The sequence below is a fragment of the Actinosynnema sp. NPDC020468 genome (genome assembly GCF_040642015.1).
Lineage (GTDB): Bacteria > Actinomycetota > Actinomycetes > Mycobacteriales > Pseudonocardiaceae > Actinosynnema.
Map to the genome: position 1 here is coordinate 72,480 of NZ_JBFAEO010000030.1, position 12,428 is coordinate 84,907.

The window sequence follows — 12,428 nt, forward strand, 5'->3', positions numbered from 1 at the left end:
TAAGCTCGACGCCGTGATCAGGGTGCTGCGGGACTTCGCTGCCGGTGTGAGGGTTCTCGGACTCGGCTTCGGGCTGGTGTTCCGCTCGCCCCGACTGCTGGTGATCGGCGCGATACCGGCGGTGATCACCACCGTGCTGATGATCGCCGGGTTCGTCTGGCTGGCCACCTCGGTCGACTCGCTGGCCGCGTGGGCGACCCCGTTCGCCGACGACTGGAACGAGGGCCTGCGCGCGACGGTCCGGTTCGCCGCCGGGTTCGCCGCGATCGGCGGGTTCGTCGCGCTGGGACTGCTGCTGTTCACCGCGATCACGCTGATCGTCGGCGGCCCGTTCTACGAGCACATCGCGGAAACGGTCGAGGACACCGAGTTGGGCGGGGTGCCCGAGGCCGAGCGGGTGTCCTGGGGCCGGTCGGCGTTCATCGGCCTGCGGGACGGGATCCTGCTGGTGGGTCTGGCCGTGCTGTGCGCGATCCCGCTGTTCCTGGCCGGGTTCATCCCGATCGTCGGGCAGACGGTCGTCCCGGTGGTCGCGGTGCTGGTGAACGCGAGCCTGCTGGCGATCGAGCTGACCGCGATCCCGTTCACCCGGCGCGGGATCGACCTGGGCGAGCGGCGGCGCGTGCTGCGGAAGCGGCGTGCCGTCACCCTCGGCTTCGCCGCTCCCGCCTACCTGCTGTGCCTGATCCCGCTCGCCGCGCTGGTCGTGATGCCGGCCGCGATGGCGGGCGGCACGGTGCTCGCCCACCGCCTGCTGCACGACCGGGTCCGCTGAAACCCGGTCAGCCGAACGGGATCCACGCCAGCCGCGCCAACCCGTCCAGCCCGGTGACCTGCGCGCCGCGCGCCGACACCGTCCACAGGTCGCCGCCGATCAGCATCGACCGCCGCACCCCGCCGTCGTAGTCCTCCGACGGCTGCGTCACGGTGCCCAGCGTGGTGAACCCGGAACCGGACACCCTCAGCACCAGCACCCCGCTCGACGGCGCGCGGTCGGTCACCTGGTTCGCCACCGGCAGCACCAGGACCCCGTCGTGGAACAGGAAGGCGTGCGGGTCGAACTCGGCCTCGGAGTACGCGCCGGGCAGGTGCTCGGCCGCGACCCTGGTCGGCGCGGCCGGGTTCGCCACGTCGAACAGCGACACCTGCGTGCCCAGCCGCCGGCCCTGCCCGGTCGCCTCCTGCCCGACCCCGAGCAGCCGGCCGCCGTCGACCGGGTGCAGGTACGCGGAGTACCCGGTGATCTTCAGCTCCCCCACCTTCCGCGGCCGCGCCGGGTCGGACAGGTCGACGGTGTAGAGCGGGTCGGTCTGCCGGAACGTCACCACGTACCCGACGGGGCCCGCGAACCGCACGCTGTAGATCCGTTCCCCCACACCGAGTCCGTCCAACCGGCCGACCTGGACCAGCCGGTTGCACTCCCGCTTCAGCACGGTCACCGCGCTCTGCGTCGAGGGCGCGTTCTCCGGTACGCCCGGCGCGTCGGCGGACGTCGTCGCCACCCGCAGGTGCCCCTGGTACTCCGACAGGGAGTACTGGTTCAGCAGCACCCCGGGCACCTCGCCGGACGCCACGTGCCGCGGTGTGCCCGACCCGGACACGTCGAACTCGTGGATCAGCGTCGGCCCGCCCGCGGTCGGCGCGAACCGGGTGGTGGGCGAGAGGTTGCGGTCGTCGGCCACGTACAGCGAGGTCCCGTTGCCGTACACGGTGTTCCCGTCGGCGAGGATGGACACCGCGTCGCCCTTGCCGAGCTCGCCCGGGAAGTCGAACGTCAGCACGGTCGACAACGACGTGGCGGTGGGCGCCTCCGGGTGGTTGAGCCGGGCGCAGTCGACCAGGGTGCCCTGCGACCGCTGCCCGGACGACGAGGTCAGCTCGTAGCGCGGCAACCACGACGAGATCGGCGCGGTGGCCGCGATCTCCCGGTTGCGGGCCAGCGCCTGGCCCTCGGACTCGCCGTCGACGGGGTGCGCCCACGGCAGCGCGGGTCCACTGTGGACGACCACCCGGACCACGTCGCCGACCTGCCTGGCGTCCACGAACTGCCCGTCCAGCGTCAGCGAACCGACGACCCTCGGCGACCCGGACAGCTCGACCAGCGTCACCGTCGCGCCGGCCACCGTGTAGGTGCCGTCGCCGGACTCGATCCCCTGTCCCGCACCGATCACCAGCGCCCGCGTGCCCTGGAGCAGCACCTGCGAGGCGGGACCGGCCAGCGGCACGGTCGCGGTCACCGCGCGCGTCTTCACGTCCACCACGCGCACCGCGCCGTCGACCACCGACACCACCCGCGTGCCGTCGGTCTTCACCAGGTCCGGCTCGTCGACGCCCGCCTCGTGCACGTTCGTCGTGGAGTGGTCCGGCGCCCGCTCGCCGGCCGTCGGCGCGGACTTGGCCACGCCCGCGTCCTCGGTCGTCGCCAGGTACGGACCGCCCAGACCCCACGCGGTCACGTGCGGCATCACGGCTTTGCGCAACCCGTCCAGCGCCGTGTCGCACGAGTCGTAGGCCACCAGCCGCACCGGACCGGTCAACGCCGGCACCGGTGTCGACGGCACCACGTTCCAGTCGAACGGGGTCGGCACGGTCGACGCCGCGCACACCCCGACCACGAGCACCGCGCCGCCCAGCAGCGCCACCGTCCGAGACCTCATGACCTGGAGGACGGAAGGACCACCGGAAAGCGTTGCGCGCCGGGGGCGGGAAAATCCCCCGGCGCGCGAACGCCCGGTCAGAGCTGCTGCTGCACCAGCGACGCGTAGGTGGCGACGCGGGTGTAGACGCCCGGGTACCCGGCCGACGCGCAACCCTCGCCCCACGACGTGATGCCGATCAGCTTGCCGCCCGCCACCAGCGGACCGCCCGAGTCGCCCTGGCAGGTGTCCGTGCCGCCCTGCGGGTAGCCCGCGCACACCATGGCCGACGGGATGTACTCCCGGGAGTAGGCGGCCGAGCAGGTGGCGTCACTGGTCAGCGGCACGGTCGCCTTGAGCAGGTAGCGCGACGCCGAGCCGCCCGAGGAGGTAGTGCCCCAGCCGAGGATCGTGCTCGACGTGCCCGCCGCGTACAGCGCGGAGTCGGCGGGCGTGGCGAGCGGCAGGGTGGCCTGGGTCAGGGTGCGGTCCAGGGTCAGCACCGACACGTCGGAACCCTGGGCGGCGTCCCGGTAGCTCGGGTGGATCCAGATCTTCGTGACCTTCGCGACGACGCCGGCGGACGAGTTCTTGTCGTCCCGCCCGGCGACCACGCGGACCGCCGACGGCGAGTCGCCGACCGTGCAGTGCGCCGCGGTGACCACCTTGTTCGCCGCGACGAGCGTGCCGCCGCAGTACTGGAACCCGCTCGACGTGGCCAGGTAGACCACCCACGGGTACTGGGTGGTGCTCGCCCGGCTGCCGCCGACGATCATCGGGCCGACGTCGCCGTGCGGTTGCGCGGCGGCCACGCTCGCGCCGAGCACCGGCAGCATCAGTGCCACCAGCGCCGCGCCGAGCCATGACCTGAGGCGGTGCAGGGTTTCCGCCATGATCATCTCCCTGTTCGGTTGTCGCCCTCCTGCGGCCAGGAGGACGTGCACTCAGCGCAACAGAACCGACACGGAGCGCACAAGGTCCACTGGTCGTAGGCCGATCGGTGGACGGAATCCGCGCGTGGTTGACTCGCCGGGACCGAACAACCGCGAGTGCACAGGAGTTCTGACATGGCCCCGAGCAAGCCCGAGGTCGAGCCGTACGAGGGCGCCAAGCCCGCGGACCTGGTGATCGAGGACCTGACCGTCGGCGAGGGCGACGAGGCCGTCGCCGGCAAGCTCGTCCACGTGCACTACGTCGGCGTGTCGCACTCGACCGGCGAGCAGTTCGACGCCTCCTGGGACCGCGGGGAAGTGTTCTCCTTCCCGCTGGGCGGCGGTCGGGTCATCGCCGGCTGGGACCGGGGCGTCCAGGGCATGAAGGTCGGCGGCCGGCGCAAGCTCGTCATCCCTGCCCACCTGGGCTACGGCGACCGCGGCGCGGGCGGCGTGATCAAGCCCGGCGAGACGCTGATCTTCGTGGTGGACCTGATCGGCGTCGGCTGAGCCGTCGTCCGACGAGTCGCGCACCCGGCCCGGTCACCCGTTCGCGGGACCGGGCCGGGTCGTGTCTGCGATGCTGGACGCCGACGCGAGGAGGACAACGGTGCCGGAGGACGTCGGCTCGTCGGAGCGGATGCTCGCCCAGTGGCAGCAGGACATCCAGCGCAAGGCGGAGAGCTACCAGGAGATGGCGACCCGCGTGCAGGCGCTGTCCATCACGGAGCAGTCCCGGGACGGCCTGGTCCGGCTCACCATCGGGTCCAACGGCATCCTGACCCACCTGGAGATCGCCGAGGGCGCCCGCGAGAAGCGGATGGCCGAGGTGTCCGCCGAGGTCATGCGCACCCTCCAAAAAGCACAGTCGCGGATCCCGGAACTGTTGCGGCAGACCATGTCCGAGACCATCGGCACCGCCGACCAGACCGCGAACACGCTCTTCGAGGAGGCCCGGAAGAACTTCCCGGCCGCGCCCGCCGAGGAGCCGCCCGCGCCGCCGGTCCACCGCGAACTGCGGTTCGGCATCGAGGACGACCGGCCGCAGCCGCCGGCACCCGCTCCACCGCCGCCGCCCGCGCGTCGTCCGCACCGCCGTGCCGACGACGAGGACGACGACTTCGGCGGCGGCAGCATCCTGTCCTGATCCGGCGACGATCGGGTGGCTGACGCGGTGCGCCCGCGCGCCCGCCCGTTAAGATCAGCGGACCGTGTGGGGGGAGCCGAAGGGGTGTTCGAGGCATGAGCCAGCCAGCCACAGCAGCGCTGACCGAGCAGGAACAGCAGCAGCTCGTTCGGCAGATCGGCCGGGCGATGCTCCCGGCCGTCGCGCAGGGGTGGCAGCGGGTGCGGGCGGAGTACCGGGCCGCGGGTCGGCACATCGAGGTGGACCTCGCGTTCGCCGGTCCCGACGGGCAGTGGCGCCAGGCCCGTCCGCCGATGGACGTCGTGCAGCTGTTCGGCAGGCTGCGCCAGGGGATGTACTCGACGGACCGGGGCACCTGGCTGAGCGCGATCTACACGATCGAGGCGCCCAGCGCGTTCGAGGTCGAGTTCAACGCCGAGGACGAGCCGCGCTGGCGCAACGCGCCGCCGGTGATCGGGTTCCAGGACGAGCTGCGCACCTACCCGCGCTCCGACGACCGGATCCCGGACTGGCTGCGGCAGCGCGTCGGCCTGCCGCCGCGCCAGGAGCCCGTCGACCTGCGCGTGGCGCACGTGTACGACGGCCGGGACGAGGCGGGCACCCCGCTGGTCAACCGGAACACCGTCGACCCGCGGCTGGTCGAGTCGGTGCTGAGCTACCTCGAGGCCGCGCCGGTGGTGCTGGCCGCGCGCGACCTGGACGTGGACGAGTTCGCGCCGGGCGAGCGGGACGTGCCGCTGAACTTCCGCACCGACGGCGTGTGGGTGTGGGCCGGCGCGGTGCCGCACTACCTGCGCAAGCACGGCCTCCCGCCGGAGCCCGACCTGGTCACGCACATCGTGGGTCGGGACTACCGGCTGCCCGAGGTGGACGAGCAGACCCGGGACCGGGCCGCCGCGCTGATCACCGGCGCCTGACCAGCACCACCAGCGCGGCGAGGCCGAGCAGCACGTAGCTGTTGCCGGCGATCACCTGCCACCACGACCAGTGCAGCTCGCGACCGCCGTCCATGGGCAGGTAGGTCATGGGCCCGATCGCGAAGACGAGCGCGACCGGGATCGCCCACTTCCAGGACCGGTGGGCGAGGTGGATCAAGCCGGGGACGACCCAGACCCAATGGTGCGTCCAGGACACCGGCGACACCAGCAACCCGGCGATCGCGACCGCGACCAGCGCGACCACGTCGTCATGGGTCCGGCGCACGATCAGCCACACCAGCACCAGCACGGCCAGGCACGCGACGCCCCACACGGCCGACTCTGCGAGCCCGGTCAAGCCGGTCCGGTGCACGACGCCGCGCAGCGACTGGTTGGCCGCGAACGCGAGGTCGCCGACCCGGCTCGGGTCGAGCAGCGCGCCGAACCAGTACTCCTTGGTGTCCGTCGGCGCGATCGCCCAGCCCACCAGGCCGAACCCGACGAACGACGCGACCGCCGTGAGCACCGGCTTGAACTGCTTGCGCGGCAGGAAGAACAGCACGAACACCAGCGGGGTCAGCTTGATCGCGGCGGCGAACCCGATCAGCAGGCCGCGCGGCCAGCGCGTCCGCGGCAGCAGGCAGTCCGCCGCCACCAGCCCCATCATCAGCAGGTTGATCTGGCCGAAGCTCAGCGTCGAGTAGACCGGCTGGAGCGCGAGCGACAACGCGGTGGCGCCCAGGCCGACGGCGAGCGCGCGGTCGGCGGTGACGCCCTCGACCCGGCGCGCGGTCAGCACCGACACCAGGGTCAGCAGCGCGAGCCCGACGGCCGTCCAGACCAGCACCGACAGCAGCCACGGCAGCACCGCGACGAGGCTGAACAGCGCCGCCGCGAGCGGCGGGTAGGTGAACGGGAAGCGCGGACCGTCCAGCGGCGACGGGAACTGCGGCGCGTACAGCCGCACGCCCTCCAGCCACGCCCGACCGCCGACGCGGTAGATCCTCAGGTCGAGCAGGCCGTCCGTCCGGGCGCTGAGCCAGACCGCGACGAGCGCCCCGACCACCGCCAGCAGCCACACGACGCCCACGACCCGTGTCCGCGTGCGCATCGGCACGGCCACCTCGGTCCCCCTCCGCTGTGCTTGTGACGGCGGCATCGTATCGAGCGGCCGGGTGAGGCCCAGGTCACCGTGTCCCGCCTCGTTTGTTTACGTACTGTTGTCAGTTGTGCACGCTATGTCGAGGAGTACAGACGTTCGAGTGACACCGGCGCACAGAAGCGCACGCCCGGGATACCCTGTGCGCATGAGCCCCGCCCTGGAGTCGGTCCTGGCGAAGGCTGGCCTACAGGTCACGCCGGACGAGTTCCTGTCGCTCGTCGCTGACGCCGCGAAGCGACTCGCGCCACCGCACCCCGAACCCGCCGACTACTTCCCGCCCGACCAGCGGTCCGCGTTGACCGACGTCGGCCTGGACCTGAGCCCGCGCCGACCGTCCGACGACCAGGCCCGCGCCCGGTCCGTCGTGGCGCACGCCGTGCTGCGCGACTCGGCGCTGACCGTCGCCGAGGCCGCGAGGCAACTCGGCGTCGACACCAGCCGCGTCCGCCACCGCCTGGGCGTGGGTCGCCTGGTCGGGTGGAAGGACCGGGGCTCCTGGCGGCTGCCCGCGTGGCAGTTCTCCGGCGCCGGCGTGCTGCCCGGGCTGGAGGCCGTGCTGGCCGCCGTGCCGACGGACCAGCCGCCGCTGGCGGTCGCCGGGTTCATGACGACCGACCAGGAGGACCTGGTGGTCGCGGGCGTGCCGGTGTCACCGCGGGATTGGCTGCTGGCCGGTGGTGAGCCCTCCCGGGTCACCGCCCTGGCCGCCGAGTTGGGAACCCCGGCCTGATCGATGTCCCGGCTCCCCCTGCCGCCCGACCCGGCGGTGCTCCAGGCATCGCTGCGCCGCACCGAGGACGTCGTCGCGGTGCACCGCGCCACCCGGATGGTCCGCGTCTTCACCGCGAAGGGCCTGCACCCCCAGCGCTGGAACAGCTTCCGCTACACCGGACCGCTGCCCCACGCCCGCTTCGACACCCAGGTCGCCGCGCCGGACGGCTCGTTCGTGCACGACCCCGACCAGGGCGTCCTGTACTTCGGGCTGACCGTGCGCACGTCCGTCGCCGAGGTCTTCCAGGCCACCTCGGTGGTCGACCGCCGCACCCGCGCGCCGTTCATGGTCGTGCTGCGGCCGAGGAGGACCCTGCGGCTGCTCGACCTGTCCGGCCTGTGGCCGACCAGGGTCGGCGCCTCCCAGGAGATCTCGTCCGGTCCCAAGCACCTGACCCAGGCGTGGGCCAGAGCCATCCGCGCGGCCTACCCCGAGCTGGACGGCCTCTGGTACCGCTCCTCGATGGACTCCGGCGCGCCCGCCGTGTGCCTGTGGGACCCGCCGGGCGGCTCCGGCCTGCCCGCCGCGCCGGACGTGCTGCTGCCCCTGGAGCACCCGGGTCTCGACCTCCCGCTGTCCCGGGTGTGCGAGGAGCTGAACTACACCCTGCTCAACTGAACCCGGCTCACGTCCGGGACGACTGCACCCGGCGGCGCGGCGCGGGCAGGAACCGGGCGTAGCGGACCTCGGGCAGCTCCTGGTCGCCCAACTCGTACCGGTGCACGAGCCCGTCGTGCCGCCACCCGTGCGCCTCGTAGAACTCGCGGCTGCGCGCGTTGTCCTGGAACACCCACAGCACCGCGTACCGGAACCCCTGGTCCATCAGGTGCTTCACCCCGGCCTCGTGCACGCTGTGCCCCGCGCCGGTGCCCTGGAACCGGGGATCGGCGTAGATCGCGACCAGCTCGCCGGTGTGCAGGTCGGGATGCGCGTCACCCTCCTCCCGCACCGCGTCCACCGCGCAGTAGGCCCCGATGCGCCCGGCCTCGTCCACCGCCACGAACACCCGGCTCGGCTCGGGCAGCCGCAGCACGCGGGTCAACGCGGGCAGCCTGCTCTCGGGCAGCATGCGGTCCAGCACGGGGTCGTCGACGATCCCCCGGTACGAGTGCTGCCAGGCGTCCACGTTGATCCTGGCGATCTCGGAGGCGTCGTCGGGTCGTCCGGCGCGCACGGTCCACTGCATGGCGGAAGCGTGCCCCACCCGAACGCACCCCCGCTAGGTGTTGGGAAAACCGGGACGGGGAACGCCGGCACACCGGTACGCCGTGCACGTCACGCCCTTGGCCCGGAACGCCTTCCGCTCGAAGCCCGCCGGGTCCACGCCGTCGAACCCCGGACTCACCAGGTCGCGGTACGCGCTTTCGGAGGGCACCGACACCAGGTCGTCATCGACGTCTCGCCCACCCACCCGGACCGCCACCGCGTGAGCGCCCCCAACCGGACGCGCAGGGGTTGCCGGCGCGGCGCAACCCGGCGAGCACCGCGGCCGCCTGCTCGGCGAACCGGCTCACCATCACGGAACCGGCCTCCCACCGCCGTGGCGGCCCCGGGAGCGACCGTCGGGGTCACGTTCCACCGACCCGGGTCGGCACACCGGGACGGCCCGTCGCCCGACAGGCCGTCCGGGGTCGGCTAGCCGAGGTGGCGGGCCCACCACGACAGCACGTGGTCGAAGCGCTGCTTGCGGTGCCGCGGCTTGCCCGAGCGGGTCAGTTCGTGGCCCTCTCCGGGGAAGATCAGCATTTCCGCCTCGACGCCGTTGCGGCGCAGGGCGACGAACATGCGCTGCGCCTGCTCCAGCGGGCACCGCCAGTCGTGCTCGGAGTGCGCGACCATGAACGGGATGGAGATCTTCTCCGCGTAGGTCAACGGGCTCATGGCGCGCTGCGCGTCCGCGCTCGGCCCGCAGTACGCGTCGGCGAAGAACCAGCCGATGTCCGACGACCCGCCGAACGAGTCCCACGCGTTGACCGCGCGCTCGCTCCACGCCGCCCGGAACCGCTCGCCGTGGTGCGCCGCGAGCCACGAGGTCATGAAGCCGCCGTACGAGCCGCCCATCACGCCCACCCGGTCCGCGTCCAGGTCCTCCCGCGCCAGCGCCACGTCGAGCACCGACAGCACGTCGTCCACGTCCACCGTGCCGAACGCGCCGATCACCGCCTGCCCGTGCGCCTGGCCGTACCCGGCCGACCCGCGCGGGTTCGGCAGCACGACCGCGTACCCGGCGCCGGCGTACACGTGGGCCTCGTCGAAGAAGCCCCACCCGTGGTACATGAACGGACCGCCGTGCACGGCCAGCACCACCGGGTGCGGACCCTCGCCCTCGGGCAGCACCAGCCACCCGTGCACCGGGTACCCGTCCGAGGCCGAGCCCTTCAGCTCCACCACCTCGCCCAGCGCCACCGACGAGTACGACGTCAGCACGTCGCCACCCACCAGCACCACCTCGCCGGTGTCGGTCGGCCCGCTCACCACGGCCACGACCCGCGACCCGTCGGCGGCGAACGACTTCACCTGCGCGCCCGCGCCCGCGAGCAGGTCCAGCGTGTCCAGGGTCGCCGACGCCGAGTCCAGCGGCACCCGCCGCAGCTCCAGCGCGCCCCGGTTGCGCACCACGGCCAGCGCGTCCTCGCCCACGACCACCGGCGGACCGGACAACCACTCGCAGTCGACGGTCTCCACGTCGGTGAGCCGGCGCAGGCCCTCGTCGGAGAACAGCCACAACCCGACGTTGCGCGCCACGCCCGCGCCGCCGTGCGTCTCATAGCCGAAGAACAGCACCCGGCCGTCCTCCAGCGGCACCGGCTTGCCCGCCTGCCCGAACGACCGCACCACCAGCGTCGGCTCGCCGCCGGCGGCCGGCACCGAGTACAGGTCGCTCTCCAGCGCCTCGATCGCGCCCAGGTCGCGGTCGGAGGTGAACACGAGCCGGTCGTCCCACGTCCAGGCCGGGTCGTTCACCGAGAACGTGCCGTCGGTCAGCTCGACCGGCTCGGCGGCCGGGTCGAGCGCGTCGACGGTGAACAGCCGGGCGTGCCGGTCGCCGACGAACCCGAGGTCGTCCAGCCGGTAGTCGAGCCGGGTGATGTGCCGCGGCGCCTCGGCGTCCGGCGTGGGCGCCTCCCCGTCGACCTCCGACCCGTACCGACCGGCCTCGGGCACCCGCGAGGTGAACGCGAGCCGCCGCGAGTCGGGCGCCCACGCGTGCGCGCCCGCGCCCGCGACGAGGTCGGTGAGCTTGCGCGGCTCGCCACCCTCCGTGGCCATCACGTACAGCTGCGGCGCCTTGCCCGTCGACCGCAGGAACGCCACCCAGCGCCCGTCGGGGGAGATGCGGGGCGCCAGGTCGCGGTCACCCCACGTGAACGGGGTGGGCGACGAGCCGTCCAACGGGACGCGGTGCAGGCCGCCCCGGTAGCCGTTCGTGGTCAGGTCGGGGGTGCTGACGTTCACCAGCACCAGGTCACCGCGCACCGAGACGAACTCGGGGACGGTGAGCGACTGCAAGTCATCGGGGCGCACGAACAGGCACGTTACCGGACTCTTCGTTAGCAAGGCTCACGAGATTTTGACGCTCACAGGCAACCGTCACGAGCCCACGTGCTTGACCGCCTCGGGGTGCCGGCGGACCTTGATCAGCGAGGCGACGGTGGTGATCGCGAGCACTCCCACGATCACGGAGAGCGACAACCCGATGCCGATCACCGGCACCGGGAGCGGGTCGCCGCCGTTGAGGAACGGCAGCGAGTTGGTGTGCAGCGCCTCCAGGATCAGCTTCACGCCGATGAAGCCGAGGATCACCGAGAGCCCGATCGACAGGTAGACGAGCTTGTTGAGCAGCCCGCCGAGCAGGAAGTACAGCTGGCGCAGGCCCATCAGCGCGAACGCGTTGGCCGTGAACACCAGGAAGGGCTCCTTGGTGAGGCCGAAGATCGCCGGGATCGAGTCGAGCGCGAACAGCAGGTCGGTGGTGCCGATCGCGACCATGACGATGAACATCGGGGTCACGAACCGCCGGCCGTCGATCTTCACGAACGACTTGGCGTCGTGGTACCGGTCGGCCACCGGGAAGACCCGGCGCACGATGCGCAGCGCCGCGTTCTCCTTGAACTCCTCCTCGTCGTCCTCGCCGCCCGTCCGCGCCAGCTTGTAGCCGGTGTAGATCAGGAACGCGCCGAAGAGGTAGAAGACCCAGCTGAACTGCGTGATCACCGCCGCGCCGACCGCGATGAACAGGCCGCGCATGATCAACGCCAGCACGATGCCGACCAGCAGCACCTTGTGCTGGTGGATCGCGGGCACCTTGAAGGTGGTCATGATGATCAGGAAGATGAAGAGGTTGTCGACGCTGAGCGAGTACTCGGTGATGTACCCGGCGAAGAACTCACCCGCGGACGTGCCGTCGGCGAAGTACCAGATGCCGGCGCCGAACGCGACGGCGACCGCCACGTAGAAGACCACCCACCGACCGGCCTCGCCGATCGTGACCTCGTGCGGTTTGCGGTCGACGATGAACAGGTCGATCGCCAGCAGACCCAGGAGTCCGGCGATCGTCGCGATCCACAACCACGCGGGAACCAGCATTATGAGCAACCCTCCGGTATAGCGCGCACGCCAAATACCGGAGGTCTCCTCCATCGCGCCCGGAGGCACGACCGACGGTACCGGGAACCCGACGTTGGATTCCGTGCTGACGGCGCCGCCGCTTTAGGGAGTACTCCCCTCCACGGTCACAGTGTCACGCATCTTTGCGGGAAAGTGCCAGTCGTCGTGACCGGACCCACCCAAATGGGACGCAGCCGACACGGCGAGCTGAGAGCGCCGATGTCCGTTTCTCAGGTAACCGGGCCGCGCCCGGC

At 72.1% G+C, this 12,428-nt stretch carries 13 protein-coding genes; 6 read left to right on the top strand and 7 right to left on the bottom strand.

Annotated elements, in window-relative coordinates:
- Positions 1-13 precede the first annotated feature (13 nt).
- Positions 14-775, top strand: coding sequence for an EI24 domain-containing protein (locus AB0G50_RS21965; RefSeq protein WP_360111575.1), 762 nt, complete (start codon positions 14-16; stop codon positions 773-775).
- 7 nt (positions 776-782) lie between these two features.
- Here the strand turns inward: AB0G50_RS21965 and AB0G50_RS21970 are convergent, their stop codons facing one another.
- Both AB0G50_RS21970 and AB0G50_RS21975 read right to left on the bottom strand, forming a co-directional pair.
- Positions 783-2,657, bottom strand: a complete 1,875-nt coding sequence (locus AB0G50_RS21970; protein WP_360111577.1) for a beta-propeller domain-containing protein — start codon at positions 2,655-2,657, stop codon at positions 783-785.
- 77 nt (positions 2,658-2,734) lie between these two features.
- On the bottom strand, positions 2,735-3,529 hold the full coding sequence (locus AB0G50_RS21975) for a serine protease (protein WP_360111579.1): 795 nt from the start codon (positions 3,527-3,529) through the stop codon (positions 2,735-2,737).
- A gap of 174 nt (positions 3,530-3,703) precedes the next feature.
- Between AB0G50_RS21975 and AB0G50_RS21980 the strand changes: the two genes are divergently transcribed.
- From AB0G50_RS21980 to AB0G50_RS21990, 3 genes are all read left to right on the top strand, one after another.
- The gene (locus AB0G50_RS21980; protein WP_360111581.1) at positions 3,704-4,078 is read left to right on the top strand and encodes an FKBP-type peptidyl-prolyl cis-trans isomerase; all 375 of its coding nucleotides are present in this window, start codon (positions 3,704-3,706) and stop codon (positions 4,076-4,078) included.
- A 100-nt stretch (positions 4,079-4,178) separates the two neighbouring features.
- Positions 4,179-4,715 (top strand): YbaB/EbfC family nucleoid-associated protein, encoded by a 537-nt coding sequence (locus tag AB0G50_RS21985; protein ID WP_360111583.1) that lies wholly within the window; start codon positions 4,179-4,181, stop codon positions 4,713-4,715.
- Between the two features lie 95 nt (positions 4,716-4,810).
- Positions 4,811-5,632 carry a hypothetical protein gene (locus tag AB0G50_RS21990; RefSeq protein WP_360111585.1) on the top strand — a complete coding sequence of 274 codons (822 nt, stop codon included), beginning with the start codon at positions 4,811-4,813 and terminating at the stop codon, positions 5,630-5,632.
- Here AB0G50_RS21990 and AB0G50_RS21995 read toward each other — a convergent pair.
- Entirely contained in the window at positions 5,619-6,743 is a 1,125-nt protein-coding gene (locus tag AB0G50_RS21995) for a glycosyltransferase 87 family protein (RefSeq protein ID WP_360111587.1), read from the bottom strand. The genes AB0G50_RS21990 and AB0G50_RS21995 overlap by 14 nt on opposite strands.
- 196 nt (positions 6,744-6,939) lie before the next feature.
- Here AB0G50_RS21995 and AB0G50_RS22000 point away from each other — a divergent pair, with 196 nt between their 5' ends.
- Positions 6,940-7,524, top strand: coding sequence for a DNA-binding protein (locus AB0G50_RS22000; protein WP_360111589.1), 585 nt, complete (start codon positions 6,940-6,942; stop codon positions 7,522-7,524).
- A gap of 3 nt (positions 7,525-7,527) precedes the next feature.
- Complete coding sequence (locus AB0G50_RS22005; RefSeq protein WP_360111591.1) at positions 7,528-8,184, top strand: RES family NAD+ phosphorylase; 657 nt, start codon at positions 7,528-7,530, stop codon at positions 8,182-8,184.
- Positions 8,185-8,191: 7 nt separating this feature from the next.
- Here the strand turns inward: AB0G50_RS22005 and AB0G50_RS22010 are convergent, their stop codons facing one another.
- From AB0G50_RS22010 to AB0G50_RS22025, 4 genes are all read right to left on the bottom strand, one after another.
- A complete protein-coding gene (locus AB0G50_RS22010) occupies positions 8,192-8,752 on the bottom strand; it encodes a GNAT family N-acetyltransferase (protein WP_360111593.1) in 561 nt (186 codons plus the stop codon).
- A gap of 33 nt (positions 8,753-8,785) precedes the next feature.
- On the bottom strand, positions 8,786-8,977 hold the full coding sequence (locus AB0G50_RS22015) for a hypothetical protein (RefSeq protein ID WP_360111595.1): 192 nt from the start codon (positions 8,975-8,977) through the stop codon (positions 8,786-8,788).
- Between the two features lie 224 nt (positions 8,978-9,201).
- The gene (locus AB0G50_RS22020; RefSeq protein ID WP_360111597.1) at positions 9,202-11,091 is read right to left on the bottom strand and encodes a S9 family peptidase; all 1,890 of its coding nucleotides are present in this window, start codon (positions 11,089-11,091) and stop codon (positions 9,202-9,204) included.
- 66 nt (positions 11,092-11,157) lie between these two features.
- Positions 11,158-12,153, bottom strand: a complete 996-nt coding sequence (locus tag AB0G50_RS22025; protein WP_360111599.1) for a TerC family protein — start codon at positions 12,151-12,153, stop codon at positions 11,158-11,160.
- Positions 12,154-12,428: the final 275 nt, after the last annotated feature.

Coding starts and splice junctions, on each gene's coding strand:
- AB0G50_RS22005 (WP_360111591.1), top strand. CDS start 7,528: ATGTCCCGGCTCCCCCTGCCGCCCGACCCGGCGGTGCTCCAGGCATCG.
- AB0G50_RS21975 (WP_360111579.1), bottom strand. CDS start 3,529: ATGGCGGAAACCCTGCACCGCCTCAGGTCATGGCTCGGCGCGGCGCTG.
- AB0G50_RS21995 (WP_360111587.1), bottom strand. CDS start 6,743: ATGCGCACGCGGACACGGGTCGTGGGCGTCGTGTGGCTGCTGGCGGTG.
- AB0G50_RS21970 (WP_360111577.1), bottom strand. CDS start 2,657: ATGAGGTCTCGGACGGTGGCGCTGCTGGGCGGCGCGGTGCTCGTGGTC.
- AB0G50_RS21990 (WP_360111585.1), top strand. CDS start 4,811: ATGAGCCAGCCAGCCACAGCAGCGCTGACCGAGCAGGAACAGCAGCAG.
- AB0G50_RS22025 (WP_360111599.1), bottom strand. CDS start 12,153: ATGCTGGTTCCCGCGTGGTTGTGGATCGCGACGATCGCCGGACTCCTG.
- AB0G50_RS22000 (WP_360111589.1), top strand. CDS start 6,940: ATGAGCCCCGCCCTGGAGTCGGTCCTGGCGAAGGCTGGCCTACAGGTC.
- AB0G50_RS21980 (WP_360111581.1), top strand. CDS start 3,704: ATGGCCCCGAGCAAGCCCGAGGTCGAGCCGTACGAGGGCGCCAAGCCC.
- AB0G50_RS22010 (WP_360111593.1), bottom strand. CDS start 8,752: ATGCAGTGGACCGTGCGCGCCGGACGACCCGACGACGCCTCCGAGATC.